Source organism: Xanthomonas sp. BRIP62411 (assembly GCF_003993525.1).
In the GTDB taxonomy this organism is placed as follows: Bacteria; Pseudomonadota; Gammaproteobacteria; order Xanthomonadales; family Xanthomonadaceae; genus Xanthomonas; species Xanthomonas euroxanthea.
This window is the reverse complement of sequence record NZ_QEZI01000026.1, coordinates 177,864-204,855: the sequence shown is the minus strand read 5'-3', so window position 1 is coordinate 204,855 and position 26,992 is coordinate 177,864. Positions and strand designations below refer to the sequence as shown.

Below are 26,992 nucleotides of genomic sequence, written 5' to 3'. Positions count from 1 at the left end.
CTCGGAAGAACGATCATCAGCCTCGACGCGCCGGCTTCAGCGCCCACGCGCCCTCGCCAAGCAGCAATTGCACGACCAGCAACACCGCCCACAGCGCCGGGTATTCCCAGCCGCCGCCCGGATTGGAGAAGCCGAAGCCATTGCCGCCATGCACGCTGATGATGGTGCCCAGCAGCAGCGGCACCCCCAGCAGCCCGACCCAGCGTGCGTAGATGCCCAGCAGCATGGACAGGCCCAGGCCGAGCTCCAGCGCGATGGTGAGGTAGGCCAGCGCGCCCGGCAGGCCGAGCGACTGGAAATAGGCCACGGTGCCGGCCGGGGTGAACACCAGCAACTTGATCAGGCCATGCACCAGAAACAGCGCGCCCAGACTGATGCGCAGCAAGGCCGCGCCATAGGCGGCGGTACGCGGGGAAGCGAGGGAGGTGGACATTGGACAGACTCCAGTGAAGACCTGCACAGCGTATTGCTTACAAATTTCTGATAAATAGCTTCACTTCGGATAATTTATTGCACTCAAGGCAACAATCGGATACCGATGGATACCCTCGATGCAATGCGCGTGTTTGCAGCGGTAGCCGAACGCAGCGGCTTCAGCGCCGCCGCCGATGCGCTGGACCGTTCCACCGCCAGCGTGACCCGGCAGGTCGCCGCGCTCGAGCAACGGCTGGGCACGCGCCTGCTCAACCGCACCACCCGGCGGGTCAGCCTGACCAGTGCCGGCACTGCGTACTACCAGCGCTGTCTGCAACTGCTGGCCGACCTGGACGATCTGGAGGCCACGGTCGGCGCGCAGGCACTGGAGCCGGCCGGCGTGCTGCGCGTCAACGCGCCGGTGAGTTACGGCATCGAGCGCCTGGCCGCGCTGCTGCCGGACTTCTGCGCGCGCTACCCGCAGGTGGAACTGGACCTGTCGCTGTCGGACCGGCTGGTCGACATGGTCGAGGAAGGCTTCGATGTGGCCATCCGCATCACCCGCCAGCCGGCGCCGACCTTGATCGCCCGGCGCCTGGGCACGGTCCGCCTGGTGCCCTGCGCGGCGCCGGCCTACCTGGCCCGTGCCGGCACCCCGATGCATCCGTCCGACCTGGCCGGCCACGACTGCCTGCTGTACCACTACTCGCCCAACGGCGACGAGGTGCGCTTCCATGGGCCCGAGGGCGATAGCGAGGTGCGCCTCCACGGCAACCTGCGTGCCAACAACGGGCATGTGCTGAGCGCGGCGGCGGTGGCCGGCCTGGGTATCGCGATGCAGCCGGACTTCCTGGCCGACGAGCACCTGGCCGCAGGCCGGCTGGTGCGTATCCTTCCGCAGTACGCGCTGGGAGAGATCGGCATCTTCGCCGTCTATACCAGCCGCAGCCACCTGGCCCCGAAGGTCCGCAGTTTCATCGATTACCTGGTCGAGCGCATGGGCGATGCCGGGCGCTGATGAGCCCGGCAACAGTACGTCCCGTCGATGGTCATTAACCTGACACGGCATGTGTGGTCACAATCGGCTCCCCCCGACCACAGGACTGCGCATGAGCAAGATCGCCATCATCTATTTCAGCGGCTACGGCCACACCAACAAGCTGGCCGAGGCCGTGCATGCCGGCGCCGCCAGTGTCGGCGAGGCCACGCTGTACCGCATCGACCAGGACGGCAACCTGCCCGACGACGCCTGGGAGGCGATCGGCGCCGCCGACGCCATCATCTACGGCAGCCCCACCTACATGGGCGGGCCGGCGTGGCAGTTCAAGAAGTTTGCCGACGCCAGCTCCAAGCCGTGGTTTGCGCAGGCCTGGAAGGACAAGATCGCAGCCGGCTTCACCAACTCGGCCTCGGTGAACGGCGACAAGTACGCCACCATCCAGTATTTCTGGACGCTGTCGCAGCAGCACGGCCAGGTCTGGGTCGGTACCGGTCTGCTGCCGGCCAACACCAAGGCGCACGGTCCGCAGGACATCAACTGGACCGCCGGCTCGGCAGGCGCGCTGGCGATCTCGCCCTCCGATGCCTCGCCGGAAGAAGCGCCACGCAGCGGCGATCTGGAAACCGCCAAGTTGCTCGGCAAGCGCGTGGCCGAGTTCGCCGGCAAGCTCAAGGGCTGACGCGGCAGCTGGTAGCGTCCGCGTCACGACACCCGTGCATGGCAGTGGACCCTGGTCTGCTGACATGTGCGGGTTGTTGGGTCGGTCGCAGCGCGCGTTCGGGTGTGTGATGTCGGGCCCAATGCCTGCCTGCTCGCGCATCGTCGCCCGGGCCACATCGCGCTAACGCACGCCGCTGCATCCTTCCCCTGCCTTCCTTGCCGCACGGAGTTTTCTCCACCATGCAAACCCGCACGCTTGGCCGTTCAGGCCCCACCGTTTCTGCGCTCGGCCTCGGTTGCATGGGCATGAGCGCGTTCTACGGCAATCGCAGTGACGAGGCCGCCTCGATCGCGGTGATCCACCGCGCCCTCGATCACGGCGTCAGCCTGCTCGACACCGCCGACATGTACGGCCCGCACACCAACGAAATCCTGGTCGGCAAGGCCATCGCCGCGCGCCGGCACGAGGTGTTCCTGGCCACCAAATTCGGCATCAAGCTCGATCCCAACGACCCGTCGGTGCGCGGCATCGATGGCAGCCCGGACTATGTGCAAACGGCCTGCGAAGCCAGCCTGCGCCGCCTGGGCGTGGAGCATATCGACCTGTACTACCAGCACCGCGTGGATCCCAACGTGCCGATCGAAGACACGGTGGGTGCGATGTCGCGCCTGGTCGAACAAGGCAAGGTGCGTTTCCTCGGGCTGTCGGAAGCCGCCGCAGCCACCATCCGCCGCGCGCATGCGGTGCATCCCATCACTGCAGTGCAGACCGAATATTCGCTGTGGTCGCGCGAGCCCGAGGACAATGGCGTCTTCGAAACCGTGCGCGAGCTGGGGATCGGATTCGTTCCGTATTCGCCGCTGGGTCGCGGTTTCCTGACTGGCGCATTCGCCTCTCCCGATGACTTCGACGCCGACGATTACCGTCGCCATTCGCCGCGTTTCCAGGGCGAGAACTTCACCCGCAACCTGCAGCTGGTGGAGCAGGTCAAGGCGATCGCCGCCGACAAGGGCATCACGCCGGGGCAGCTGGCGCTGGCCTGGGTGTTGGCGCAGGGCCAGGACCTGGTGCCGATCCCGGGCACCAAGCGGCTGGCCTACCTGGAAGAAAACCTCGGCGCGCTCGACGTGGCGCTGATGCCGGACGAGCTCGCACGCATCGATGCGATCTTCCCGCTGCAGGCCGCGTCCGGGACGCGTTATCCGGAAGCGATGATGGGCGCGCTCAGCCGCTGAGCGGTACGCGTGGAAGCGCACGCCGCCACAGTGGCCCGGCGATGGCGTGCGCTCACGCCATCGCACCGGCATGGCTCGCACACTGGGCCTCACCGCCATCGGAGTGACGCGTCCTGCCATGCTGTCTTTCGTGATCCCCGCCCATGACGAGGCCGCGCTGATCGGCCAGACGCTGCAGTGCCTGCACGCCTGTGCGCAGACCCTGCAGCTGGAATACGAGGTGATCGTGGTGGCCGATGCCTGCGAGGACGCCACCGCCGCCATCGCGCGTGCGGCCGGTGCGCAGGTGCTGGAGGTGCAATTGCGCCATATCGCCGCCACCCGCAATGCCGGCGCGCAGCAGGCGCAAGGCGATCGCCTGCTGTTTCTGGACGCCGATACGCTGGTGAACCCGCAGGTGCTCGGCGCCGCGCTGGCGGCGCTGGATGCCGGCGCCGTCGGCGGTGGCGCGCAGGTGCATCTGCAGGGCAGGCGCGTGTGGTTCGAGCGCATGGCGCAGGCGATCTTCGGCGGGTTGTTCCGTCTCGGCGGCATCGCACCGGGCTGCTTCCTGTTCTGCACGCGCGCCGCATTCGTCAGCGCCGGCGGCTTCGATACGCGTTACTACGCCGGCGAAGACGTGGCATTGAGCCGCGCGCTGGCGCGCTGCGGGCGGTTCGTGATCCTGCGCCAGACCGTGCACACCTCCGACCGCAAGCTGCGCAGCTTTTCCAAGCGCGAGCACCTGGGCCTGCTGTTGCGCTTCCTGTGGCGTGGGCGAGGCATGCTGCAGACCCGCGATGCCCTGGGCTTCTGGTACCAGCGCCGGCGCTGAACCGCGCGTGTCCGCAGGGCGGCCACGGCGGCGGCGCGCTGCCTTGCGTGGGGACGTGGCGACGGTGGCAATTTACACTGGTATGTCTGTTTTTCGTTTCCGAGTTGCACCGCATGGCTCTTCTGCACCGTCCTGTCCTGATCGCTGCCCTGTCGGCTGCCCTGCTGAGCACCGCCGCGTGCCACCGCGATGGCGCCTCACCGGCAACGACGACGCACGCCAAGGCCACGCCCACCACGCCCAAGCTGGGCGATTTCGGTTTCGATGCGGCGGGCATGGACCGCAGCGTGGCGGCGGGCGACGACTTCTTCAGCTACGCCAGCGGCAACTGGGTCAAGACCACCCAGATCCCGGACGACCGCTCCAGCTTCAACAGCTTCGTCGGCATCGCGATCGAAACCGAGCAGCACAGCCGCGACATCATCGAAGGCGCCGCTGCCAACGACCGCGTCACCGGCGAAGACAAGCAGATCGGCGATTACTACGCCGCCTACATGGATGAAGCCGGGATCGAGACCAAGGGCGTGCGCCCGGTGCAACCGGAACTGGACGCCATCGCGCAGCTGGACGACAAACAGGCGCTGGCGCGCACCCTGGGCGGCCAGCTGCGCGCCGATGTGGACCTGCTCAACTCCACCAATTTTTATACCGACCGGCTGTTCGGCCTGTGGATCTCGCAGGATCTGCATCACCCCGGCCGCTACGTGCCGTATCTGGTGCAGGGCGGCCTGGGCATGCCGGACCGCAGCTTCTATCTGGACGACGGGCGCATGACGCAGATGCGCGAGGCCTACCGCGCGCACATCGTCAAGCTGCTGGAACTGGCCGGCATCGCCGACGCGCCAGCCAGGGCCGAGCGCATCCTGGCCCTGGAAACCGCGATGGCGCGCGTGCACGCCACCGCCGAACAGACCAACAACGTGCAGGCCGGCGCCAATGCCTGGAAACAGGCCGATTTCGCGCGTAATGCGCCCGGCCTGGATTGGGCGCCGTTCTTCGAAGCGGCCGGCCTGAAGGCGCAGCAGGATTTCATCGTCTGGCAGCCCGGTGCGGTGACCGGCCTGTCGGCGCTGGTGCGCTCCGAGCCCCTGCAGACCTGGAAGGATTACCTGAGCTTTCGCGCCCTGGACCGCGCCTCGCCGTACCTGTCCAAGGCCTTCGCCGACGAACGCTTTGCGTTCTACGGCACCACGCTGGAAGGCACGCCGCAACAACGCCAGCGCTGGAAGCGCGGCATCGACGCCACCAACGCAGCCTTGGGCGAAGCGGTGGGCCAGCGCTACGTGCAGAAGTACGTCAGTGCCCAGACCAAGACCCGTGCCGAGGAGATGGTCAAGAACATCGTCACCGCCTTCGGCAAGCGCATCGACGCGCTGGCGTGGATGAGTCCGGAAACCAAGCAGCATGCCAAGGCCAAGATTGCCGGGCTGACCGTGGCGGTGGGTTATCCGGAGACCTGGCGCGACTACAGCGGGCTGGACGTGCGCCGCGACGATGCGCTGGGCAATGTGCAGCGCTCGGAGCTGTTCGAGTACCGGCGCAATCTGGCCAAGCTGGGCAAGGCCGTGGATCACCGCGAGTGGTATCTGCTGCCGCAGGAGGTCAACGCGCTGAACGTGCCGCTGGAAAACCGCCTGCTGTTTCCGGCGGCGATCCTGCAGCCGCCGTTCTTCAACCCCGCAGCCGACGATGCGGTGAACTACGGCGCCATCGGCGCGGTGATCGGCCACGAGATCAGCCACAGCTTCGACAACATGGGCGCGCAGTTCGACGAACATGGCGAGCTGCACAACTGGTGGACGCCGCAGGACCTGAAAAAATTCGCAGCCGCCGGCGATGCGCTCGCAGCGCAGTTCAGCGCCTACAAGCCGTTCGACGATCTGAACGTCAACGGCAAGCTGACGCTGGGCGAGAACATCGCCGATGTGGCCGGCCTGGCGACCGCCTACGATGCCTATCAGCTGTCGCTGCAGGGCAAGCAGCCGCAGACCATCGACGGGTTCAGCCCGGACCAGCGCTTCTTCCTGGGCTTTGCGCAGGCCTGGCGCGGCAAGTACCGCGACGCGGCGCTACGCAACGCCGTGCTCACCGACGTGCACGCACCCGGACGCTTCCGCGCGCAGACCGTGCGCAACCTCGATGCCTGGTATCCGGCATTCGATGTGCAGCCGGGCCAGCAGTTGTATCTGCCGCCCGAGCAGCGGGTGCGGATCTGGTAACAGACTGCCCCTCACCCCTCGGGAGAGGGCATGGGGCGAGGGTACGGTCACACGGCGCACCATCCTCCGCATGACGCCATTGCCTTGCACTCCAGGCAGGCACCCGCACTCACCGCTGCCCGGGCCACTCCAGCAACATCGCCTGCGGCAGCTGCATGCGACGGCACGCGCGTGCAGACAGCCCATCGCGTAGCGCAGTACGGAACAGCGGCGACAGGCTGCGCAGCAACCGCGCCGACGCATGCGCCTGTGCGCGCTGGGTGGTGGTGCGGCCAAGCATGTCGCTGGCCCAGCCTGGCAACAGGGCGGTACCGGCACCGAGGAACACGCCGCGCGACAGCCCGGCCGCCGGCACCGGCAACTGGATGCTGGTGAGGATGTCGAGCACCTCGCGCGAGCGCGTGTCCATGCGCAGCTGCCCGCGCACGGTGGCGAAATAGGCATCGACCTGCGCCTCGCTGGCGGGTACATCGGCCGCGCCCAGCGCTTCGGCGACACGTCGCGCTTCGTCGTAGTAGCGATCGGCGATGCTTGCCGGCACGTCGCGGCAATAACGTCGGCAGCCCTGCAGAAAACCGTAGGCCTCGGTGACGTGCACCCAGGTCAGCAACTGCGGGTCGTTGGCGTCGTAGGGCACGCCGTCGGCGGTGTGGCCGTGGATATGCGCATGGATGCTGCGCACGCGGGCGATCAACTGCTCGGCCTCGGCGCGCGGGGCATAGGTGGTGCCGGCAACGAAGTTGGTGGTGCGCCGCAGCCGCCCGATCAGGTCGGCGCGGAAGTTGGAATGGTCGTAGACCCCGGCCAGCGCGCGTGGATGCAGCAACTGCAGCATCAAGGCGCACAATCCGCCGGACAACATGCCGGGAAATTCCGAATGCACCCGCCAGGTGACGCTGTCGGGCCCGAAGATGCCGGGATCGCCGAGGGGCTGGTCGTAGTCGATGGAGCTCTGACCACGCGGAAACGCGCCCAGCACCCAGCGATGGATCTGTCTGGCGGCAGGGGCAGTGAGGGTACGCAGGACGGCTGACATGCATGCGAGCATACCCAGCCCGCTGCAAGACCGCGTCGTGGCCGTGAGGGGCTGGGATTGGGGATTCGGGATTTGGGATTGGTGAAAGGCGGCTCCGTGTTCGCTGCTCGTCCCCATGCGCATCGACCGTCTCGACGGGTGCGTGCCCGCCTGTCGCCGGACCTTGCGCGGCAGGGATGCTTGCGCGGCGCTCACGCGACCTGCACGCCGGAATCGATTGCGCGCCGGTCGCACCCGCCTCGATCACGGATGCATGCACGCAAGCGCGAGTGTGCAGTGCAGCAAGAATGGCCACGCACTGGCGCTGCAGTCGTCCGGCAAACGCTGCGAAGCGCCTGAATACCGCGATTTGTGCGCAGGTGCGCAGGATTGGCCGCTCATCGGATCGCAGCAGGCATTGCCATGCACAGCGAAAGTGCTAGAACTAGGGCAGTCCGAGCGCCGGCCTGCATCACTGCCAGCCATTGCCCGGCCGCTCCAGGGCACCGGCGCTTTGCCGGGTGCAGCAAGTCGTTCGTACCAGCCATCCGTCAGGAGCTTGTCATGATCGCTTTGTTCCAGGGTTTGGGCCTGCTATTGCAGGACAACGCACTCCATCGACTCCCCTTCGACGAGCAGGTCGCGCACTGGCGCGAGAAAACCGACGACCAGCTCGACCAGGAGCTCAATCTGCTCAAGGTGGCCAAGAAACAATGGGTGATCGCCTCGATCATCGGCTGGCAGGCGATCTCGCTGGTGTTGCTGGGCGTGATCACCCATCAGCTGTGGCAGAACGACTACCACCTCACCTTCAGCCGCGTGGTGATCATCTTTACCTCGTGGGCCTCGATCCTGTTCGTCATGTGGTACATCGCCGATCTGTTCGATCACAGCGCCGGTTTCGAACGCTGGCTGCGCGCCTTCAACAGCCGCGCGCGGCTCACCCCGGATGCCGACTCGGTCGAGTGCGTGGCCGATGCGCTGGACATGACCCGTCGCTACCCGGAAGTGCTGCGCTACAAGCAGGAAGTCAGTTCCAGGCGCGAATTGCGCCACGAGGACATCGTCAACATGCGCGAGATGGGGCGGCTGCGTCGCTACACCGAGTTGTTGCGCGATCTGGACCGCTTCGATGGTGCGCCACGCCTGGTGACCAATACCAATACCCATAGCGCAGCGGCGACACTGGCGTAGCGGTCAAGCGATGGATGCGGTGGTTGCCGCAGCGCATCGGCAATGCGGCGCGCCGGGCGAAAACAGGCGGATTGATCGGCCCGATATCTGATCGCTCCAGGGCGTGCGCTGCCAAGGCAGTGCCAGTCGCTGCACTCTCGGCGTGCGTGGCGACCAACAAGAACGGCCGGTGCAGTGCACCGGCCGTCGTTGTTTGCGGCGCCTGGAGACGGCGCCCGGTCGATCCGTTGTCAGCAAGCAGGCGCTTACGCCTGCGCGACGGCCTTCTCCACCGACGGCGTGCGCCAACCGCTGCGCACACCCCAGAGGTAGAACACCGCGCCGACCACCGCGACCACGGCCAGATCGGTGCCGTAGCTGAGGTAGCCATGCCCGCCGAAGTCGCTGCTGCCGGCCCAGGACAGCAGCGCGATCGTCGGCAGGTAGCAGATCATCCAGGCCGCGCCCTTGAGGTTGCGCCCAAGATCCGGCCAGCCCTGCTTGGCCTGGTAGTAGCAGTACACCGGCAGCGCCACGACCATCAGCAGGATGATCTCGCCGGTCAGCGGCCAGCGCGCCCAGTACAGCAGCTCGGTGGCCATCACGAAGGCCACGCCGGCCAGCACCGGCAGCGCGGCGATGCGCAGCGGGCGGTGCAGTTCGGGCGCATGACGACGCAGCGCCATCGCGCTGATCGGGCCGGTGAGGTAGGAGATGATGGTCGCCACCGAGATCACCGCCGCCAGCGTGCCCCAGCCACGGAAGAAGAACAGGAACACGAACGACACCGCCAGGTTGAAGAACATCGCCATGCGCGGCACGCCCCAGACCGGGTGCAGCTTGCCCAGCACCGACGGCATGGTGCCGTTCTTTTCCATGCCGTAGACCATGCGCGCGGTGGTGGCGGTATAGGTGATGCCGGTGCCGCTGGGGCTGACGAACGCATCGATGTACAGCAGCATCGCCAGCCAATGCAGGTTGACGATGATGGCCAGCTCGGCGAACGGCGAACGGAAGTCGATGCCGTGCCAGCCGGCCTTGGCCAGCAGGTCCGGCGGCACCGCGCCGATGTAGGCCACCTGCAGGATCACGTAGACCACCGTGGCCAGCGCGATCGAGCCCAGCACCGCGAAGGGGATGCTGCGCCCCGGGTTGCGCGCTTCACCTGCCAGGTTCACCGGGCTCTGGAAGCCGTTGAAGCTGAAGACGATGCCGGCAGTAGCCACCGCGGTGAGCACCGCGGCCAGGTCGATGACATGCGCATCGCCGTGGATGCCGACGCTGAAGTTCTCGCTGTGGAAGCCGCTGGCGATCAGGGCCACGCCGGTCGCCGCCGGCACCACCAGCTTGAACACGGTGATCAGGGTATTGGAGCGCGCGAACAGCTTGACGCTCCAGAAATTGAGGAAGAAATACACCAGCACCAGCACCGCCGAGATCAGCAGGCCGGGTACCGACAACTCCCCCGCCCCGCCGGGTGCCTGCACATACAGGCCCTGCGCCCAGGCCCACGGCCAGGACGCCATGTACTGCACCGAGGCCTCGGCCTCGACCGGGATCACCGAGACGATCGCGATCCAGTTGGCCCAGCCGGCGATGAAGCCCACCAGCGAGCCGTGCGAGTAATGGCTGTAGCGCACCATGCCGCCGGACTCGGGGAACATCGCGCCCAGTTCGGCGTAGGACAGCGCGATGGTGGTGATGATCGCCGCGCCCAGGATCCAGGCCCAGATCGCACCGGGGCCAGCCAGGCCAGCGGCGCGCCAGGCGCCAAACAGCCAGCCGGAACCGATGATCGAGCCCAGGCCGGTAAGCATGAGGGCGAAGGGGCCAACGTCGCGGCGTAGCGATTGTTCGGACATGAGAGCCTGACTGTGAGGACGCCGTGAACCGGCAACAAGCCGGCAATGATCGCAGAAGCGGCCGCTGATCGTCAGTGCGTATTCAGGCTTGCGTCCGGTTGCGGCCTGCCTCACGACAGGGATGAAGCGTCGTTGCGCCGGTTCCGGCATCAGACGTCCGGCTCAGCCATGGCAATCGGCGCCGGGCGCGCTGGTATCCACGCAGGTGCGCGCCTGACGCGGGATGCCGTGCAGTTCGCGCACCTGCCCGGGTGTCAGCGCAAAGCTGTCCAGGGTCCTGCGTGCGCAGGCCGGCGTGCCCGCGGCCTGCCCGGCGGCAGACGCAGCGCAGTGGTCCTCGTAGACCAGGTAATGGCAGCGGCCGCTGCTGCTGGCCAGGCAGTGCACATTGAGATCGGTGGCAGTGGCCAGGGTCTTGCTGAACAGCACGTCCTGGCCATTGCTGGTGGCGCGGGTGATGGAGGTGGTGCCGTTGCGGTCGTGGCAACCGGCCAATGCCAGCAGGCAATACACGAGGGAAGCGATCAGGCGCATATCAGCAATCCTTTCAGTCGATGCGATCGGGGGAATTACATGCCGCGAAACAGGGTCATGAAGGGTTGGCTGACGGTGAGCGTTTCGCTGCGCCCGCGCAGCGCCAGCCGGCCCTTGCCGGTGTCCTCGCGCACCACCGAGGCGACCGCCTTCATGTTGACGATGGTGGAGCGGTGGATCTGCTTGAACACCTGCGGGTCCAGCACGTCGAGCAACTCGCGCAGCGGCGTGCGCAGGATCGCCTCGCCGGCGGCGGTCATCACCGTGGTGTATTTCTGATCGGCCTGGAAATACGCCACCTCGTCCAGCGCGATCAGGCGCGTTTCGCGGCCGCTGCTGGCGGTGAGCCAGGCCAGCGGTGGCGCGGCGCTGGCGGCGGCAGGGCGCGCGGACAGGCGCTGCAACAAGGCCTCCAGCAGCTGGCCGTCCGGCTGGCCGGCGGCGGCGCGCTGTTGCACGCGCTGCCAGGTGGCCTGCAGGCGCTCGCGGCTGATCGGCTTGAGCAGGTAGTCCACCGCGCCGTGTTCGAACGCATCGATGGCGTACTGATCGTAGGCGGTGACGAACACCACCTGGGTGCGCGGGCTGACTTCGCGCAATGCACGCGCCACCTCGATGCCGGTGAGCCCGGGCATGCGGATATCCAGGAACACCACATCGGGCTGCTGCGTGGCGATGGTTTCCAGCGCGCTGGCGCCGTCCTCGCATTCGCCCACGATCTGCAGTTGCGGGCACACCTGCGCCAGCAGGGTCAGCAACGATTGCCGCAGCAGCGCCTCGTCTTCGGCGATCACCGCACGCAGCGCGCTCATGCCTGCACCTGTGTGGCATGAATCTGCGCAGCGGGCACCGGCGGCGGCATGATGGACGCGGGCAGCGGCAAGGTGATGATGGCGGCCACACCGCTGGGGAAGTTGGACACGATGGCAAAGCTGGCCCTGCCGGCGTAGATCAGCTGCAGACGTTCGCGCAGGTTCTTCAGGCCGATGCCGGTACCTTGCGTGTGCGTGCTGAAGCCCTGGCCATCGTCGGCCACGGTCAGCGTGGCATGGTCGTCGACGCGACGCGCCAGGATCCACACCGTGCCGCCGCCGGGCTTGGGTTCCAGCCCATGCTTGATCGCATTCTCCACCAGGGTCTGCAGCATCATCGAGGGCAGTTGCAGCGTGCGTAGCTCGTACGGCACCTCCACCTGCAGCGCCAGCCGCGTGCCCATGCGGATGCGCAGGATCTCCAGGTAGGCCTGGGTGCGCTCCAGTTCCTCGCCCAGGGTGGAGATGGCCCCGTCGGCGCTGGGCAGCGAGCTGCGCAGGTACTGGATCAGATGGCCGATCATGATGTCGGCGCGCGGCGGGTCGGTGCGCGCCAGTACCTGCGCGCTGGCCAGCGTGTTGTAGAGAAAGTGCGGCTCGACCTGGGCATGCAGCAGATTCAGGCGTGCCACGGCCAGCTCCTTTTCCATCACCGACTGCTCGGCCGCGGCCTGTTCGTCGCGGCGCTGCTCGCCGACCCGCCGCACCACCGCGCGGTTGATCGCCTCGGCGTTCTCGTAATTGCTGCCTTCGTCCACCGCAAACAGGTCCACCCAGGCGCCGGCGTCCGGCTCGCACAGCACGGTGACGCTGCTGGTGCCCTGCCCTGGCGTGATCGTCACCAGCACCTGGTTGCGCTTGATCGCAAAACGCGCAAACAGGTTCCAGCGCGAGGGCTGGCGTCCTTCGTAGGGGTCGATGCGGCGCACCTTGGCGCGGATCAGCAGGCTGCCGGGCGCGCACTCGATGTCCTGCACGCGTGGCAGCACGCGCACCGCCTCTTCGACCACGGCGAAGCTGGCCTGCACGTCCAGCGGCACTTCGATCTGGCGCCGCTGGCGGGTCGACAAGGTGTCGTGATCCAGCCGCCCGGCGATCAGGCGCACCCGCCGCACATGGGTGATCGCACTCATCAGGGCCAGGGTCAGCAGCACCACGCAGATCAGCCCGAAGAACGCGCCGGTGGAGCCGAACAGCTGCGCCCACATGATCCCGGCCACCACCAACGCCGCGGCCCAGGCGAACACGATACGTACGATCAGGAAGACGCTGGCAGACACGGGTGGCGACTCGTCGGGTTGGGACGCGGCGAGCATAGCCGGCAAGCGATCGGACGAAAGCCCCGGGCGACGAATGGCCGTCAGCGCGGCCCCAATTGCCCAGATCGCGGTGCGAAACCCGGCCCGGCCGGCGATGGCAGGCGCTGACGCGCGCGGTATGCTCCAGGTCCGCAAGCGTCGGCCACCGGGCGTCGCGCGCGGCGACGCAGCTCCTGGCTTCTACCGATGCTGCGTGGTGCGCGCGGCGCGTGGCCGGTCGCGCAGGCGCCGTGGTCCCGATCATCTCCTCCATACCGCTCAGGAGTCGCATGCACCGTCGTCATTTCCTGCACAGCGCCGGTCTTGCGCTTGCGGCCGCTTCCACCGGAAGCTGGGCCGCGACCGGCAAGGCGGCCGCTGCGCCGTCTTCGCCATTGCCCGCCATGCCACCGGGCGCCCTGCCCGAGCAGTTCGCCGCAGCGCTGCCGCTGGCACCGATCCGTGCGTCCGTCGATCGCATCATTGCGATCAACGGCTGCACCCGCCCGTTCCGTGCGCAGGGGCCGCGGATCGAGGCCGAGCGCATCGGCCGCAAGACGGTGGTGCACAACTATGGACATGGCGGCAGCGGGTGGTCGCTGTCGTGGGGCGCGGCCGAGCACGCGCTGCGGCTGGTGCGCGCGGCCGATGCGGATGTGCGCGAGCTGGCGGTGATCGGCTGCGGTGCGATCGGGCTGACCACCGCGCTGGTGGCGCAACGCGCGGGCCTGCGCGTGCGCATCTATGCGCGCGAGCGCCTGCCGGACGTGCGCTCGTTCTACGCCACCGGCGTGTGGTCGCCGGACTCGCGGGTGTGCACCAGCGAATATGCCAGCGCCGATTTCATGACCCGCTGGGAAGAGATGGCGCGCATCTCGTTCCGCCGCTACCAGACCCTGCTGGGCCTGCCGGGCGAGCCGATCGAATGGCGCGATGGTTACGCGCTGTCGGATGTGCCGTTCGACCAGCCGAGCACATCGGCCGAAGCGCACGAGCCGGATTACCCGCCGCTGGAGCGCGAACTGCTCGACGATCTCGGCCCGCGCTCGCAGCCGGTCGCCCCCGGCAGGCATCCGTTTCCGGTGCCGTTCGTGCGTCGCTACAGCCAGTTGACCTTCAACCTCAGCGCCTATGCGCGGCTGCTGATGGACGACTTCCTGCAGGCCGGCGGCGAGCTGCAGACGCGCAGCTTCGAGCATCCGCGCCAGTTCGGCCAGTTGCGCGAAAAGATCCTGGTCAATGCCACCGGTTACGGGGCGCGTGCCTTGCTTGGCGACGACAGCGTCATCCCGGTGCGCGGGCAGACCGCGCGCCTGATTCCGCAACCGGAAGTGACCTACGGGCTGGTGTGGCGTGGCCACAATCTCAACGTGGTGCCACGCCGCGATGGCGTGCTGGTGCAGGCGCAGGGTGCCAACGATTTCAACAACCCCGACCCCACGCCGGATCACGCTGCATCCGCAGCGGCGGTCCGCGAGCTGGCGCGGCTGTTTCCTCAGGCCTGAGTCGCCTTGCCTGCGCGCTGCAGTCAGGACTCGCCGAGCGAGGCCTGCAGCGCGTGGGCCAGTGCGGCATCGCCGCTGACCAGCTCGTCCCAGCGCAAGGTCACGCCGTTGCGGCGGCCTTTTTCGACCAGCTTCAAGCCCTGCGCGTCGATGATCAAGGTGTAGGCCTGCTCGCCGATCTGCAGCTCGCGGCGTAGCGGTTTGTCCAACGGCGTCATGGCAGCCTCCGGGGGCAAGGACGAGCCATCGGTTGTAGCGCATCGGTCCGCAACGGCGTGCATCCTCCGCCGTCCATGCTGCACGGTGCCGATACTGGCGCGAATCGCCGGTCTGCCCTCTGCGCAAGGTGGGTGCGTGATGCGGCAGGTAGCGCATTCACCATGCGCGGTGCACGGGCGCAGCTCGAGAAAGTGCCCCTGTTGCTTGCAGCGCGGCCCCACCACGTGGCGCCATCGCATCGGCGACCGCGTGTGGTCGGCGCAGCGTACGGCACAGGTCGCCATCGCATCGGGATCACCGCATCCACCAATTGCGCTAACACGCCGACAGCTAGCGTAGCGACCATGCGAGACAGCGTGCATGTGCACGACCCAACGCTGCATGCCACGCGTCATGGCAGGCAGCGTGCCGTCGAGGCGATGCAACTGCTGGCTCGCGCGCATCGAAGGGCAAGACCCACACCCGGTGCACCGCATTGTTCATTCATCCATTCATCCCCTAGGAGCCGCCCATGGCGATCAAGACAATTGAAGAGCTTTTCGTCCACGAGCTGTCGGACATCTACAGTGCAGAAAAGCAGTTGACCAAATCACTGCCGCGTCTGGCACGTGCGGCAACCGAACCCAAGCTGGTGGAAGCGTTCAAGCTGCATCTGGAAGAAACCCAGGGCCAGATCGAACGCATCGACCAGATCGTCGAACTGCTCGGCATCAAGCTCAAGCGCATCAAGTGTGCCGCGATGGAAGGCCTGGTCGAGGAAAGCCGTGAGGTGATCGATGAGATCGAGGAAGGTCCGGTACGCGATGCGGCGCTGATTGGCGGCGCGCAGAAGGTGGAGCATTACGAGATCGCCTCGTACGGCACCATTGCAGCGATCGCAAAGCAGCTGGGCTACACCGATGCGGTCACCTTGCTGCTGTCCACGCTGGAAGAAGAAAAAGCCACCGATGAAAAGCTGACCCTGCTCGCCGAGCAAGGCGGCAATCAGAAGGCATCCAAGCCCAGCAAGGCGGCCTGATGCATTGCGCAGGCGGCGCTGCCGCCTGCGTTTGCCTGCATCCCGCAGGCAACCCCCACCCGTAGCCAGCCTCAGGTTTCTGCGCGCATGCCGCGTTGCAGTTGTCGCCGGGCGCCAGCCAGGAAACATGACCCATGTTCATGCATAACAAGCGTTTGATGTACACCGTTCGCGTCGCCGAACCCAATCCGGATCTGGCCACGTTGATGCTCGAGCAGTTCGGCGGGCCGCAGGGCGAGCTTGCCGCGGCGATGCGGTACTTCACCCAGGCACTGGGCGAAAACGATCCGGGCCGCAAGGACCTGTTGTTCGATATCGCCACCGAAGAACTGAGCCACCTGGAAATCATCGGTTCGATCATCGCCATGCTCAACAAGGGCCCGAAGGCCGTGTTGTCCGAGGGCATGGAAGAGGCCATGGAGATGCGCTCCATGACCCAGAACAGCACCAGCCACACCCAGCAGATCCTGTACGGCGGCGGCCCGGCGCTGGTCAATTCCAGCGGCGTGCCGTGGACCTCGGCCTATGTCGATTCGATCGGCTGCCCGACCTCGGACATGCGCTCCAACATCGCTGCCGAAGCCCGCGCCAAGCTGGTCTACGAGCGCCTGATCACCGTCACCGATGACCCGGGTATCGTCGATGCGCTGCGCTTTTTGATGACGCGCGAAGTGGCGCATCAGAAATCATTCGAGAAGGCGCTGTACGCGATCGAACCGAACTTCCCGCCGGGCAAGCTGCCGGGCGACCCGCGCTTCACCGACGTCTACTACAACATGTCGCAGGGCGAAGGCGATACGGTCGGCCCCTGGAATGCCGGCGAGCAGTGGGACGTGGTGGAAGACCGTGAGTTGCAGTCCGCGGTGGACGGCGGCGATGGCTCGGCCACGGTCACGCTGGATGCAACGCAGACCGAAGCACTGGATGCGATGTCGCTGCGCCTGCTGTCCAACCCGGAGCTGGATCGGGTGACCGGTGCAGACCTGGGCGCAGGCCCGGGGGCCGGCTCCACCACTGGCGACATCCAGCGCTGATCGTCCTCGACAGCGATTGCTGAGATTAGCCCGGGTCGTTCGCGACCCGGGCTTTTTAATGCGCGACGTACTTTCCGTTGACGGTCCTGCAGGTGGCTGTTGCCGCACCTGGGCACATCATCTGCCACGACCACGCACTGTAGCTGGCGCGCCAAGGGACGCCGCCCCGTGGGCAACGCGTTACCGAACGACAAAAAAGAGGCCCACCGGGCCTCTCGTTGTCACTGCCTGCCACTACGCCTCACACCGGCGCGGCCTGTCGGGCCTGCGCATCGGTGGCCCACTCGGGCCGCACGTCCGCCGCGGCGGTGCAACGCTCCAGCCGCCAGGGCAGGAGGTGACGCATCGCCTCCTCGCCACTGCGCTGCAGCCACTGCGTGGCATCGCCGTCGACGCATAAGGGACGCTGCGTCGGCAGGCTGGCCGAGGACGCGACCAGCAGTGAGAACCCCATTTGCAGGCGGCCGCCGATATCCATGACATTGCGCAGACCTGCGGCGTACCGCGCACCCCCGTCCTGGCTCAACCAGGTTGCCGAGGTGGCGCCATCTGCCGATGCGGTGCAGACGAATCCGCACAGCGGGATCAGGCAGCGCTGGGTTTCCCAGATGGCGAGGTCGACCCGCCCCAGCCACTCCGGCTCCTGGGTATTGATCGAGCGCTGCTGTCCCGGCGCACGTCGACCGAAGGTTGCACGCTCCTCGCGTCTGCCGCCACGGTCGGCAACCAGAATGTCGGCATCGGCACCGACACCGATCTCGACCCAGGCATTGCTCGCAACGCGGCCTGACAACTGAAGGATGCGCGTAATCATGTTGACTCCACTGTGCAGCTTGATGACAGCAGCAGCTACGCACAATACGCGCCAAGTTTTTCGATCCCGCACACAGGCGTCCTGCAACGGTCTTGGATGACGGCAGCGGCAGCGGCGGTGCTGCGAGGTGCGAATTGGTCGCAAACATCTGCACGCACGCGCAGGATTTTCCGTGCGGGTGCGTGGATGTGCACTGCATTCGCACATCGGCACCGTAGCGCCTGCCAGCGTGCGCAGAGACTGCACGCACGCGTGCGCTCGGCTATGGATCGTGCAGCGAGGTCAGCGGCAACTGGATCTCGCATTCCAGGCGTGTATCGCTGAGCTCGTAACGCGTCTGCGCGCCATGGCTGTACGGCAGGGCTTTTTCGATCAGGCGGCGGCCGAATCCGCTTGCCTGGTCGCGATCGTTGCGTCGTTGCTGGCTGGCGCCTTCTTCGGTCCACAACAACACCAGGCGCGCCGAGGCGTCGTCGTTGGTCACCACTTCCCAGCGCACCGACAAGGTGCCGGTCGCTACCGCCAATGCGCCATGCTTGAGTGCATTGGTCGCGAGCTCGTGCAGTGCCAGCGCCAGCGTCTGCACGGTGGACTTGCGCAGTGCCACCTCCGGGCCGTCCACCACGATGCGCCGTTGGTCGGGCTCGGCACCGAGCGCATCCAGCTCCATGCGCAGCAATGCGCCAATGGTGGTGGGCCCGTTGTCCGACTGCGACAACAGCCCTTGCACGCGCGACAACGCCGAGAGCCGGTCGTCGAACCTGCCGGCGAATTCCGGCATGCTGTGGCTGGTCTGTACGGTCTGCTTGGCGACCGACTGCACCACGGTGATCAGGTTGCGGGTGCGATGCTGCAATTCGCTGACCAGCACGCGCTGCTCATCCTGCAGGCGGCGCAGGTTGTCCGATTCGGTCGAGGTTCCCAGCCACTCCAGCACCTGGCCACGTTCGTCCAGCACCGGCGCGCTGCGCGTATGGAACCAGCGGTAGCGGTGCTCGGCTGCATTGAACAGGCGGTGCTCCACGTCCAGCCCGCCAGTGCGCGCACTGTCGTGCCAGGCATTCAAGGTCAGCTCGCGCTCGTCCGGATGCACTGCCTGCAACCAGCCCAGCTCCAGGCTCTGCCCATCGTGTTGCCCGGTATAGCTGGACCATTGCGGGCTGGACCAGGTCCAGCGGCCGCCATCGCGCGAACGCCACACCAGTTGTGGAATCCCCTCCATCAAGGTACGCAGGCGCTGCTCGCTGCTGCGCAACGCGCGCTCGGCGCGCGTCAGCGGGGTGACGTCCATGAAGGTCAACACCGCGCCGCCGATGAAGTTGTTGACCGTGCGGTATGGCAGCACCCGCACCATGTAGCGGGCACGGGTGGCGGGGTTTTCCACCTCGCGATCCAGCACCGCCAGCGTGCGGATCACCCGGCGCACATCGTCCTGCAGTTCGTCATAGGTCACGTGCAGCTTGATGTTGCTGATCGGCCGGTGGATATCGCTTTCCACTAACGGCAGGATGTCGGTCACCGCGGGGGTGAAGTTGGTCACGCGCAGCTCGTTGTCCAGGAACACGGTCGCGATCTGGGTGCTTTCCAGCAGGTTCTTCAGGTCGCTGTTGGCATGCGCCAGTTCCTGCACGCGGTGGGCCAGCTCGCCGTTGACCGTGGTGACTTCCTCGTTGACTGACTGCAGCTCTTCCTTGGAGGTTTCCAGTTCTTCGTTGGCGCTCTGCAGTTCTTCGTTGAGCGACTGGTACTCCTCGTTGGAGGACTTGAGCTCTTCGTTGGTGCTCTCCAGCTCCTCGATCATCGACTGCAGCCGCTCGCGGGTCATGCGCAGCTCGTTCTCCAGCGCCTGCACATGTGCGTTGTCGGACACGGTGTCTTTCTGCGGCGCCAGCTCGGCCCGCTCACGCGCTTCCACTTCCTGGAACAGCACCACGTAGCCGCGCGGCACCTCCGAATCCGAGGTCGGCTCCACGAACAGGTCCACCGCCAGGGTCGCCGCATCCTCGTGCATCTGGATGCCCTTGGCCTGCACCGGCGTCATGTCCGCTTCGGCACGGCCGAGCGCGCTGCGCAACTCCAGCCGCAGGTCGCGGTGAACGAGGTTGAGCAGGTTGAGGCTGGGCGCGCCGCCGCCGGGACGGATGAAGCGTCCGGCCTGCGAGGAGAAATGCAGCACATCGAAATGCTCGTCCAGCACCGCATAGGCCGGCGCGTAGCGGTCGGCGATGCGCTCGCCGGCAAGCACCAGTGCATTGCTGACGCTGCGCTGCTGGCGGCTTGCCGCCGGCGCGTGGCCGTCCAGTCCGGGCGCAGACGACGGGAAGGGGGCATGCATGCGGCTGTCGGCATCGATCTTCTGGAACACGCGGAAGCTGCGCTCCACCGGTGCGAACAACTTGGCATGCCGCGAAACGTTTTCGGCATTGCCCAGGAACAGGTAGCCGCCCGGCTTGAGCGCAAAGTGAAACACCGGGATCACCCGGTTCTGCAGCTCGGCATCCAGGTAGATCAGCAGGTTGCGGCACGACACCAGATCCAGCCGCGAGAACGGCGGGTCCTTGACGATGCTGTGCTGCGAGAACACGCACAACTCGCGCAGCTGCTTGCTCACCACATAGGTGTCACCTTCCTTGACGAACCAGCGCTGCAGGCGCTCCGGCCCCACATCGGCGACGATGCTGGACGAATAACGCCCCACCCGCGCAATGGCCAATGCCCGCCCGTCGATGTCGCTGGCGAAGATCTGGATGCGTGGCGCCACGTCCAGCGTCTGCGCATGCTCGCGCAACAGCATCGCCAGCGAATACGCCTCTTCGCCGGTGGAACAGCCCAGCACCCACACACGCAGGTGGTCGCCCGGCTGCTTGCCCTGGAACAGGCGCGGAATCACCTGCTGCTCCAGGAACTCGAACTCGCGGCGGTCGCGGAAGAACTGGGTCACGCCGATCAGCAGATCGTTGAACAACAACAGCGGTTCGTCGAAGCGGCTGCGCAGCTGCTCCAGATACTGCTCCAGCGTGTCCGCCTGCACCACCTGCATGCGGCGCTGCACGCGGCGCAGGAACGTGGCGCGCTTGTACCCATGGAAATCGTGGCCGGTGGCATTGCGCAGGATGCTGGCGACCTGGCTGAGCTGATCGTTCTCGCTGCCGTTGCGCACGCCCACCGGTGCCGGATGACCGAAGCGATGGTGGCGCTGCATGTGTGCGGCGATGCGTGCGGCCACCCGCGGCAGCGGCAGGATGTCGTCGCTGATGGCGGCCGGGTTGCCGGCATTGCGCAGATCCATGCCGTGCAAGGACGGGTCGTCCACCGCCAGCGCCAGGCCGCCACACTCCTTGATGGCCGCGGTGCCGAGGGTGCCGTCGCCATCGAAGCGCCCCATGATCACGCCGATCACGTTGCCGTCCTGGTCATGCGCCATCGAGACGAAGAAGCTGTCGATCAGGCCGTGATCGCTGGCGTCCTCCAGCGGGCGCAGCCGCAGCCGGCCTTCTTCCAGGGTCACCAGCGTCTGGCTGGGCGGCAGGTAGATGCGTCCGGGATGCAGCGCATCGCCATCTGCGGGTGCCAGCAGCAGACTGGATTGCGGGCCGAGCAACTCGCGCAGGCGCGACTCGTCGAGCAGGTGACGATCGCGCAGCAACAGCATGATGACCAGATTGGGCGCGCCGGCCACTGCGTCAAGCAGTTCGGCCAGGCGCGTGGCGTCCAGGCCATCGGCACCGACACCGAGAATGAACAACGGCGGTGGCGCCACGGCATCGGGCGCAGTGGCCGCTGCGGTGTCGTCGCAGGAGGTGTCGTCGTCTGTCATTGCAGCCATCGCATCAACGGCGCCGGGTGTCAGGCGCAATCGTCAATGATGGCGTAAACCTGACTCTACCGCTACGCGGCATCTGAGCGGTACAGGCACTGCACGCGATGGGTCTGGAAGCGCCTGCTTACGCGCGGCCTTAACCGACACGGCGCGCACTATGGCGTGCGCGTCGCCGGACCGCGCCACCGCGCGAGGAATTCCCATGCTGGACAATCCACTCAACGGACTTCGCATTCTCGTGGTCGAGGATGATTACCTGCTGGCCGAATCACTCAACGACCTGTTGCTGGAGGCCGGCGTCTGCGTGCTCGGACCGGTGGGCAATGTGCCCGAGGCGCTGTCGCTGGTGACCTCCGGACAGGCCATCGACGGCGCATTGCTCGACGTCAATGTGCGTGGCCAACCGGTGTTCCCGGTGGCCGATGCGCTGCTGCAGCGCGGGGTACCGTTTTCATTCTGCTCCGGCTACGACCGCTACACGCTACCGCCGCGGTTTGCGCACCTGTCGTACTGCATGAAGCCCTACAACCCGCGAACGATCACCGCGCTGCTCAGCAGCCAGACCCAACCGGCCGAGCATTACTGATCGGTGCCGTCGGCAGGCACCGCACCGTCCTGGCGCAGGGCGCGCTCTTCCTCTCCGAGCTGGTTGAGCAACTCCACCGCCGACTGATGGGTGCCACGCAAGGTCTCCATGGGCTTGGAGGTCTCGCTGCGTAATGCATACAACGCAAAGCCCATCACGTTGAGGCGGTTGCGCAGCTGATGCAGCAGCTCGCGCCGCCGTCCATGCGATGCGTCGCTCACTTACGCGTCCTTGTCGCTGAGCCGGTTGTGCAGCGTGCGCACGCTGATCCCCAATTCGCGCGCAGCCGCCTTCTTGTTGAAGCGCGTGCGCGCCAGTGCCGCCTCGATCATGGCGTCCTCGGCCTGGCGCATGGTCCACCCCGCCGGAATCAGCAAGCCGTCTTCGTCGGCCTGCGGCACGGTCTGCACCACATCCGGCGCGCTCAACAGGTCGCCGTCCGAGCGCAGGTACAGGTAGCGGATGAACGAGCGCAACTCGCGCACGTTCCCCGGCCAGGTGTGGTAGGCCAGATAACGCAGCAACGATTTGGTCGGCAGCTTGCGGGTGCCGTACTTGACGTTGAGCTCGTCAATCACGCGCAGGCCCAGCAGACGCGCATCGCCGCGACGCTCGCGCAGCGGCGGCACCTGGATCGGGTATTCGTTGAGCCGGTAGAACAGATCCTCGCGCAGCACGCCGTGCTCGCGTTGCACATGCTGGTGCGTCGCCGCGACGACCCGCGCGTCCAGCGGAATTTCCTCGCTGCCGCCCACACGCATGAAGCTGCGCGACTCGATCGCGCGCAGCAGGTAGACCTGCAGCCGGGTCGGCATCTCGCCGATCTCATCCAGGAACAGCGTGCCATCTGCCGCCTGCTCCAGGAACCCGGCATGCCGACGATCGGCACCGGTGAAGCTGCCACGCTCGTGGCCGAACAGCTGGCTGGCCAGCAGTTCCTCGGGAATGGCGCCGCAGTTGACCGGCACGAAGCGACCACGCCGGCCGGAGACCCGATGGATGGCGCGCGCGACCAGGTCCTTGCCGGTGCCGGTTTCGCCGGTCACCAGCACATTCAGATCGGTCGGCGCCACGCGCACGATGTCCTTACGCAACAGCACGATGCTGTCGCTGTTGCCGATGATGCCCAGGTTGCCCTGCTGCGCCTCACGCAGGCCGCCGAGCACGCGTTCCAGCCGTTCGGGCGCGAACGGTTTGGTGAGGAACTCGCTGACGCCGAACTGCTGCGCGCGGCCCTGGGTTTCGTAGGCGTAATCGCCCGAGACCACCACGATCTGCGGCGTGTGATCCGGGTCGAGCCGTTCGATGAGATCGAAACCGCTGCCGTCGGGCAGGCCAACATCCACCACCAACAGGTCGGGAAAGTTGCTGTCCAGCCAACGGCTGGCTTCGCCAAGGGTGTGGATGCCCTTGGCACGGAAGCCGCTATCGGTGGCTAGCTCAACCACCTGATCGCAGAACTCCACGTCGTCGTCGATGATGGCGCAGGAAAGACGGTCCATGAGCGCTTCTGTCCGCAATGACTAATACATGTTCAGTTGAGAATTGTGACGGCGGCGCGAAAAACGCGCCTGCACGCCACCACGAAAATCGCACATCGCTGTCACGGCCGTCCGGCCACCTGGCGCTCGCTTCCCCAGAGTCGAGCTCGCCGTAGAAGTTTGCCCGAAGTACGCAGGGCAACGCGGGATTGCGCCAGTGCCAAGCGTCACGGTTGGGGTCGGTCGACGCGTCGAATGCGTCGAAACGCCAAACAGCGCAAGCTTTGATGGGAATAGGAGCGCGGCCTGCGCGGGCGCGGCTAGACCGAGCTGCTGGATCAGCTCGCTTGCGCCATGATGTGGCGGCGAGGCGGTTGAGGGGCGATGAGGCGAGCCGAGACGCTGGTTGCAGCGTCGCGCAACCGAGGCTTCAGGGCCAACGGATGCAAGCCGTGATCGCGAGGTATGACCGCTAGCCTACGCGGCAGGCGTAGAGACGGTGTGCATGGATCCGCCACGCCAGCGCCATGACGCTGCGCGCGCCTGCGTGCGCCGGCATGACGGACGCCGCAATTGCAGCATTGCGCGTGACTCAGCGCTTTTCTGAGCCGTCTGGACGTTCGTAGTCGTGTTCAGGGTCGGCCTTGTTCACATCGCGGTCTTCGTCGGGCATGTCGTGGACCTTCCACTCCACATCCTCGTTGCGCTGTTCCTGCGGCGTAAACGGCTTTTTCTGATCATCGTCCGGACCCCACGGCTTTTTCGGTTCACTGCCCATCGTCGTTCTCCTGCGTTGTGGTCATGAGCCCACGCTAGGCCGGTGCGCATTGCAGAGCAGTGAACAAAGCTGCGCGGTGGCGTGAAGCAAGCGGCGCGCGCAATCGGCGGCGGCGGCACCACACACGCCGCCGACATCGCCTAGCCCGTGCGTTTACGTTTGCGTGCGCACACTGCTGCATCACAGTGATGCGTCATCTCGTCAGGAGACAACAATGCCCGTACCCAACTACCCCCGCCCACCGTTCAAACCGCAGCAACAGGGTTTCCCCGGGCGTACCGAAAAGATGGACCCGCGCCCGGACCATGGCGAAGACAGTTATGTCGGCCACGGGCAGCTCACCGGCAAACGTGCGTTGATCACCGGCGGAGACAGCGGCATCGGCGCGGCCGTGGCGATTGCGTATGCACGCGAGGGGGCCGACGTGGCAATTGCCTATCTTCCCGATGAGCAGGAAGACGCCGCCAAAATCGGCGCATTGATCGAGAAGGCCGGCGTCAAGGCGTTGCTGGTGGGCTGCGATATCAGCGACCCCCCCCAGGCCGCTGCGTTGATCGACAAGGTCAACAGCACCTTCGGCGGTCTGGACATCCTGGTCAACAACGCCGGCTACCAGCAGTATTTCGAAAATTTTGAAGACATCACGCTGGAGGAGTGGCGCAAGACCTTCGACACCAACGTGCATGCCGTGTTCCATCTGGTGCAGTTGTCGGTGCCGCTGATGACCGACGGTGGCTCCATCATCAACACCGCCTCGGTGCAATCCAAGAAACCGACGCCGAACATCCTGCCGTATGCCGCCACCAAGGGGGCATTGGCCAACCTGACCATTGGCCTGGCCGGCGTGCTGGCCGACAAGCACATCCGCGTCAATGCGGTATTGCCGGGTCCGATCTGGACGCCGTTCATTCCCGCCGGCATGGATGAGGAGTCGGTGGAAAACTTCGGCGGCCAGACACCGATGGGCCGCCCCGGGCAGCCGGTCGAGCTGGCATCGGCGTACGTGATGCTGGCAGCCGATACCGCCAGCTACACCTCGGGCACCTTGCTCACCATTGCCGGCGGCGCCGTCACGCTGTAACCCGCCGAGAGTTGCACCGCATCGTCAAGCCCGCCTGGCGTCCCTAGCCAGGCGGGCTTTTTCGTTGCCGCAGCGTGCGCTTGCAGTGCCCGGGGCGATGCGCTGCGCGCCGCCAGCAACACGGCGCGCGCATCCACCGACCCACAGTCACGGTGAGGTTTCGGTCAAGGCCACACTCGCGCGGCACGCACCCACCACTGTGCCTGCTCTCACGGCCGCACTCCTACCGTGGGTGGCGTTGGACCGTGATGCACACCCCCTTCTTCTCGCCCAGAGCTGCCCGTCACCCATGCGTGGCGCAGGAGCAGTGCACTGCCGGCGCGATGACGTCACGCAACACGCATCGAAACGTGCGACGTGGTGCATCCGCGCCATTGAGAGGCCGGCGCGTGAGCGCCCTCCACAAGGCAGACAATCAATGAGAATCCTGGTCACTGGCGGCACCGGCTATATCGGCTCACACACCTGCGTCGAATTGGCACTGCGTGGCCACCAGGTGTGCATTGTCGATAATTTGAGCAATTCCTCCGAGCGCGTGCTCGACCATCTGCAGCACCTGATGGGGTTTCGCCCGGACTTCCATCGCATGGATGTGCGCGCACCCGAGCTGGGCACGCTGCTGGCCGCAAGGAAGATCGAGGCGGTGCTGCATTTTGCCGCGCTCAAGGCGGTGGGCGAATCGGTGCGCGAACCGTTGCTGTACTTCAACAACAACGTGACCGGCACGCTGGCACTGCTGCGCGCGATGCGCACCGCCCAGGTGAGCACGCTGGTATTCAGTTCCTCGGCCACCGTGTATGGCGATGCCAACACCAGCCCGATCCGGGAGGACGCGCCGCTGAAGGCGAGCAACCCCTACGGGCGCACCAAGCTGATGATGGAAGAGATGATCGCCGACCTCAGCGCGGCCTGGCCGGAATTCAGCGCGGCGCTGCTGCGCTACTTCAACCCGGTCGGTGCGCATCCCAGCGGTTACCTGGGCGAAGACCCGCGCGGCGTACCGAACAATCTGATGCCCTATATCGCACAGGTGGCGGTCGGTCGCCGCGATGCGCTGCAGGTCTTTGGCGACGACTACCCCACTGCCGACGGCACCGGCGTGCGCGACTACCTGCATGTGATGGATCTGGCACGCGCGCACGTGGATGCCATCGACTACCTGCAGCGCGAGCGCACCGGCCTGGTGGTGAACCTGGGCACCGGGCGCGGCTACAGCGTGCGCGAAGTGGCTGCCGCATTCGAGCGCGCCAGTGGCCGGCGCATACCGCTGCGCATTGCGCCGCGTCGCGGCGGCGATGTGGCGGTGTACTACGCCAATGCCACGCTCGCCCATCGCCTGCTCGGCTGGAAGGCCGAACACGACCTGGAGCGCATGTGTGGCGACGCCTGGCGCTGGCAGTCCATGCATCCGGACGGCTATGCCACCTCGCGCCTGCGCACGTCGCGCACACCGGCACCGGTGCCGGACCCCGAGCTTGCGCGCGACGCAGGTGCGCCGGCGCGCTGCCTGTTGCCGGCTGCCGAGGGCCGCCGGCGCAGCGAACCTGCACGCACGCTGGTCCCGACGGACCGTCTGTCGCGCGCCTGAGTGGCGCGCATTCCTTTTTCTTCAGCGAGGT

General features: G+C 66.5%; 24 protein-coding genes. 12 read left to right on the top strand and 12 right to left on the bottom strand.

The features are described from left to right. Positions 1–16 precede the first annotated feature (16 nt). Entirely contained in the window at positions 17–433 is a 417-nt protein-coding gene (locus tag EO139_RS19520; RefSeq protein WP_126972068.1) for a DoxX family protein, read from the bottom strand. Between the two features lie 105 nt (positions 434–538). Here EO139_RS19520 and EO139_RS19515 point away from each other — a divergent pair, with 105 nt between their 5' ends. The 5 genes from EO139_RS19515 to EO139_RS19495 all read left to right on the top strand — a co-directional run bounded on the left by EO139_RS19515 (position 539) and on the right by EO139_RS19495 (position 6,343). Beyond that, positions 539–1,432: a LysR family transcriptional regulator gene (locus EO139_RS19515; RefSeq protein WP_126946262.1), complete on the top strand. Its 894-nt coding sequence runs from the start codon at positions 539–541 to the stop codon at positions 1,430–1,432. A gap of 91 nt (positions 1,433–1,523) precedes the next feature. Next, a complete protein-coding gene (locus tag EO139_RS19510) occupies positions 1,524–2,093 on the top strand; it encodes a flavodoxin family protein (protein WP_126972066.1) in 570 nt (189 codons plus the stop codon). Between the two features lie 221 nt (positions 2,094–2,314). Beyond that, complete coding sequence (locus tag EO139_RS19505; RefSeq protein ID WP_104583202.1) at positions 2,315–3,310, top strand: aldo/keto reductase; 996 nt, start codon at positions 2,315–2,317, stop codon at positions 3,308–3,310. A gap of 118 nt (positions 3,311–3,428) precedes the next feature. Further along, positions 3,429–4,124, top strand: coding sequence for a glycosyltransferase (locus EO139_RS19500; RefSeq protein WP_126972064.1), 696 nt, complete (start codon positions 3,429–3,431; stop codon positions 4,122–4,124). 149 nt (positions 4,125–4,273) lie between these two features. Then, positions 4,274–6,343: a M13 family metallopeptidase gene (locus EO139_RS19495; protein WP_164739934.1), complete on the top strand. Its 2,070-nt coding sequence runs from the start codon at positions 4,274–4,276 to the stop codon at positions 6,341–6,343. A gap of 109 nt (positions 6,344–6,452) precedes the next feature. Here the strand turns inward: EO139_RS19495 and EO139_RS19490 are convergent, their stop codons facing one another. After that, on the bottom strand, positions 6,453–7,379 hold the full coding sequence (locus EO139_RS19490; RefSeq protein WP_104583318.1) for an oxygenase MpaB family protein: 927 nt from the start codon (positions 7,377–7,379) through the stop codon (positions 6,453–6,455). Between the two features lie 543 nt (positions 7,380–7,922). Between EO139_RS19490 and EO139_RS19485 the strand changes: the two genes are divergently transcribed. Then, positions 7,923–8,552 carry a hypothetical protein gene (locus EO139_RS19485; RefSeq protein ID WP_208411946.1) on the top strand — a complete coding sequence of 210 codons (630 nt, stop codon included), beginning with the start codon at positions 7,923–7,925 and terminating at the stop codon, positions 8,550–8,552. A gap of 245 nt (positions 8,553–8,797) precedes the next feature. On the opposite strand, the gene EO139_RS19480 is transcribed toward EO139_RS19485, so the two are convergent. From EO139_RS19480 to EO139_RS19465, 4 genes are all read right to left on the bottom strand, one after another. After that, positions 8,798–10,393, bottom strand: coding sequence for an APC family permease (locus EO139_RS19480; protein ID WP_104583200.1), 1,596 nt, complete (start codon positions 10,391–10,393; stop codon positions 8,798–8,800). 162 nt (positions 10,394–10,555) lie between these two features. Next, positions 10,556–10,927, bottom strand: a complete 372-nt coding sequence (locus tag EO139_RS19475) for a hypothetical protein (protein WP_119131737.1) — start codon at positions 10,925–10,927, stop codon at positions 10,556–10,558. Between the two features lie 35 nt (positions 10,928–10,962). Beyond that, the gene (locus EO139_RS19470; RefSeq protein ID WP_104650182.1) at positions 10,963–11,739 is read right to left on the bottom strand and encodes a LytTR family DNA-binding domain-containing protein; all 777 of its coding nucleotides are present in this window, start codon (positions 11,737–11,739) and stop codon (positions 10,963–10,965) included. Next, entirely contained in the window at positions 11,736–13,019 is a 1,284-nt protein-coding gene (locus tag EO139_RS19465) for a histidine kinase (RefSeq protein WP_126972060.1), read from the bottom strand. Before EO139_RS19465 ends, EO139_RS19470 begins: the two co-directional genes overlap by 4 nt. Before the next feature lie 308 nt (positions 13,020–13,327). Here EO139_RS19465 and EO139_RS19460 point away from each other — a divergent pair, with 308 nt between their 5' ends. After that, positions 13,328–14,542: an FAD-dependent oxidoreductase gene (locus EO139_RS19460; RefSeq protein ID WP_126972058.1), complete on the top strand. Its 1,215-nt coding sequence runs from the start codon at positions 13,328–13,330 to the stop codon at positions 14,540–14,542. 23 nt (positions 14,543–14,565) lie between these two features. Here the strand turns inward: EO139_RS19460 and EO139_RS19455 are convergent, their stop codons facing one another. Continuing rightward, entirely contained in the window at positions 14,566–14,760 is a 195-nt protein-coding gene (locus EO139_RS19455; RefSeq protein WP_126972056.1) for a hypothetical protein, read from the bottom strand. A 512-nt stretch (positions 14,761–15,272) separates the two neighbouring features. Here EO139_RS19455 and EO139_RS19450 point away from each other — a divergent pair. After that, positions 15,273–15,779: a ferritin-like domain-containing protein gene (locus EO139_RS19450; RefSeq protein WP_104583195.1), complete on the top strand. Its 507-nt coding sequence runs from the start codon at positions 15,273–15,275 to the stop codon at positions 15,777–15,779. 134 nt (positions 15,780–15,913) lie between these two features. After that, complete coding sequence (locus EO139_RS19445) at positions 15,914–16,813, top strand: manganese catalase family protein (RefSeq protein WP_104583194.1); 900 nt, start codon at positions 15,914–15,916, stop codon at positions 16,811–16,813. A gap of 241 nt (positions 16,814–17,054) precedes the next feature. On the opposite strand, the gene EO139_RS19440 is transcribed toward EO139_RS19445, so the two are convergent. Then, on the bottom strand, positions 17,055–17,627 hold the full coding sequence (locus EO139_RS19440) for a hypothetical protein (protein WP_126972094.1): 573 nt from the start codon (positions 17,625–17,627) through the stop codon (positions 17,055–17,057). Between the two features lie 262 nt (positions 17,628–17,889). Continuing rightward, a complete protein-coding gene (locus EO139_RS19435; RefSeq protein ID WP_164739929.1) occupies positions 17,890–21,444 on the bottom strand; it encodes a CheR family methyltransferase in 3,555 nt (1,184 codons plus the stop codon). 205 nt (positions 21,445–21,649) lie between these two features. Between EO139_RS19435 and EO139_RS19430 the strand changes: the two genes are divergently transcribed. Continuing rightward, on the top strand, positions 21,650–22,033 hold the full coding sequence (locus tag EO139_RS19430; RefSeq protein WP_115677835.1) for a response regulator: 384 nt from the start codon (positions 21,650–21,652) through the stop codon (positions 22,031–22,033). On the opposite strand, the gene EO139_RS19425 is transcribed toward EO139_RS19430, so the two are convergent. The 3 genes from EO139_RS19425 to EO139_RS19415 form a co-directional block, all read right to left on the bottom strand. Beyond that, positions 22,027–22,254 (bottom strand): hypothetical protein, encoded by a 228-nt coding sequence (locus EO139_RS19425; protein WP_164739928.1) that lies wholly within the window; start codon positions 22,252–22,254, stop codon positions 22,027–22,029. The genes EO139_RS19430 and EO139_RS19425 overlap by 7 nt on opposite strands. After that, positions 22,255–23,535, bottom strand: a complete 1,281-nt coding sequence (locus EO139_RS19420) for a sigma-54 dependent transcriptional regulator (RefSeq protein ID WP_104583191.1) — start codon at positions 23,533–23,535, stop codon at positions 22,255–22,257. Positions 23,536–24,106: 571 nt separating this feature from the next. Continuing rightward, positions 24,107–24,292: a hypothetical protein gene (locus EO139_RS19415; RefSeq protein WP_104535190.1), complete on the bottom strand. Its 186-nt coding sequence runs from the start codon at positions 24,290–24,292 to the stop codon at positions 24,107–24,109. 214 nt (positions 24,293–24,506) lie between these two features. Here EO139_RS19415 and EO139_RS19410 point away from each other — a divergent pair, with 214 nt between their 5' ends. Then, the gene (locus EO139_RS19410; protein WP_126972054.1) at positions 24,507–25,373 is read left to right on the top strand and encodes an SDR family oxidoreductase; all 867 of its coding nucleotides are present in this window, start codon (positions 24,507–24,509) and stop codon (positions 25,371–25,373) included. A 418-nt stretch (positions 25,374–25,791) separates the two neighbouring features. Further along, on the top strand, positions 25,792–26,961 hold the full coding sequence (gene galE / locus EO139_RS19405) for a UDP-glucose 4-epimerase GalE (protein ID WP_126972052.1): 1,170 nt from the start codon (positions 25,792–25,794) through the stop codon (positions 26,959–26,961). Positions 26,962–26,992 lie beyond the last annotated feature (31 nt).

What these genes read in the sequence shown, in the direction of transcription:
- EO139_RS19520 (WP_126972068.1), bottom strand. Translation starts at nt 433, where the DNA reads ATGTCCACCTCCCTCGCTTCCCCGCGTACCGCCGCCTATGGCGCGGCC.
- EO139_RS19515 (WP_126946262.1), top strand. Translation starts at nt 539, where the DNA reads ATGGATACCCTCGATGCAATGCGCGTGTTTGCAGCGGTAGCCGAACGC.
- EO139_RS19510 (WP_126972066.1), top strand. Translation starts at nt 1,524, where the DNA reads ATGAGCAAGATCGCCATCATCTATTTCAGCGGCTACGGCCACACCAAC.
- EO139_RS19505 (WP_104583202.1), top strand. Translation starts at nt 2,315, where the DNA reads ATGCAAACCCGCACGCTTGGCCGTTCAGGCCCCACCGTTTCTGCGCTC.
- EO139_RS19500 (WP_126972064.1), top strand. Translation starts at nt 3,429, where the DNA reads ATGCTGTCTTTCGTGATCCCCGCCCATGACGAGGCCGCGCTGATCGGC.
- EO139_RS19490 (WP_104583318.1), bottom strand. Translation starts at nt 7,379, where the DNA reads ATGTCAGCCGTCCTGCGTACCCTCACTGCCCCTGCCGCCAGACAGATC.
- EO139_RS19485 (WP_208411946.1), top strand. Translation starts at nt 7,923, where the DNA reads ATGATCGCTTTGTTCCAGGGTTTGGGCCTGCTATTGCAGGACAACGCA.
- EO139_RS19480 (WP_104583200.1), bottom strand. Translation starts at nt 10,393, where the DNA reads ATGTCCGAACAATCGCTACGCCGCGACGTTGGCCCCTTCGCCCTCATG.
- EO139_RS19475 (WP_119131737.1), bottom strand. Translation starts at nt 10,927, where the DNA reads ATGCGCCTGATCGCTTCCCTCGTGTATTGCCTGCTGGCATTGGCCGGT.
- EO139_RS19470 (WP_104650182.1), bottom strand. Translation starts at nt 11,739, where the DNA reads ATGAGCGCGCTGCGTGCGGTGATCGCCGAAGACGAGGCGCTGCTGCGG.
- EO139_RS19460 (WP_126972058.1), top strand. Translation starts at nt 13,328, where the DNA reads ATGCACCGTCGTCATTTCCTGCACAGCGCCGGTCTTGCGCTTGCGGCC.
- EO139_RS19455 (WP_126972056.1), bottom strand. Translation starts at nt 14,760, where the DNA reads ATGACGCCGTTGGACAAACCGCTACGCCGCGAGCTGCAGATCGGCGAG.
- EO139_RS19450 (WP_104583195.1), top strand. Translation starts at nt 15,273, where the DNA reads ATGGCGATCAAGACAATTGAAGAGCTTTTCGTCCACGAGCTGTCGGAC.
- EO139_RS19445 (WP_104583194.1), top strand. Translation starts at nt 15,914, where the DNA reads ATGTTCATGCATAACAAGCGTTTGATGTACACCGTTCGCGTCGCCGAA.
- EO139_RS19440 (WP_126972094.1), bottom strand. Translation starts at nt 17,627, where the DNA reads ATGATTACGCGCATCCTTCAGTTGTCAGGCCGCGTTGCGAGCAATGCC.
- EO139_RS19435 (WP_164739929.1), bottom strand. Translation starts at nt 21,444, where the DNA reads ATGACAGACGACGACACCTCCTGCGACGACACCGCAGCGGCCACTGCG.
- EO139_RS19430 (WP_115677835.1), top strand. Translation starts at nt 21,650, where the DNA reads ATGCTGGACAATCCACTCAACGGACTTCGCATTCTCGTGGTCGAGGAT.
- EO139_RS19420 (WP_104583191.1), bottom strand. Translation starts at nt 23,535, where the DNA reads ATGGACCGTCTTTCCTGCGCCATCATCGACGACGACGTGGAGTTCTGC.
- EO139_RS19415 (WP_104535190.1), bottom strand. Translation starts at nt 24,292, where the DNA reads ATGGGCAGTGAACCGAAAAAGCCGTGGGGTCCGGACGATGATCAGAAA.
- EO139_RS19410 (WP_126972054.1), top strand. Translation starts at nt 24,507, where the DNA reads ATGCCCGTACCCAACTACCCCCGCCCACCGTTCAAACCGCAGCAACAG.
- galE (WP_126972052.1), top strand. Translation starts at nt 25,792, where the DNA reads ATGAGAATCCTGGTCACTGGCGGCACCGGCTATATCGGCTCACACACC.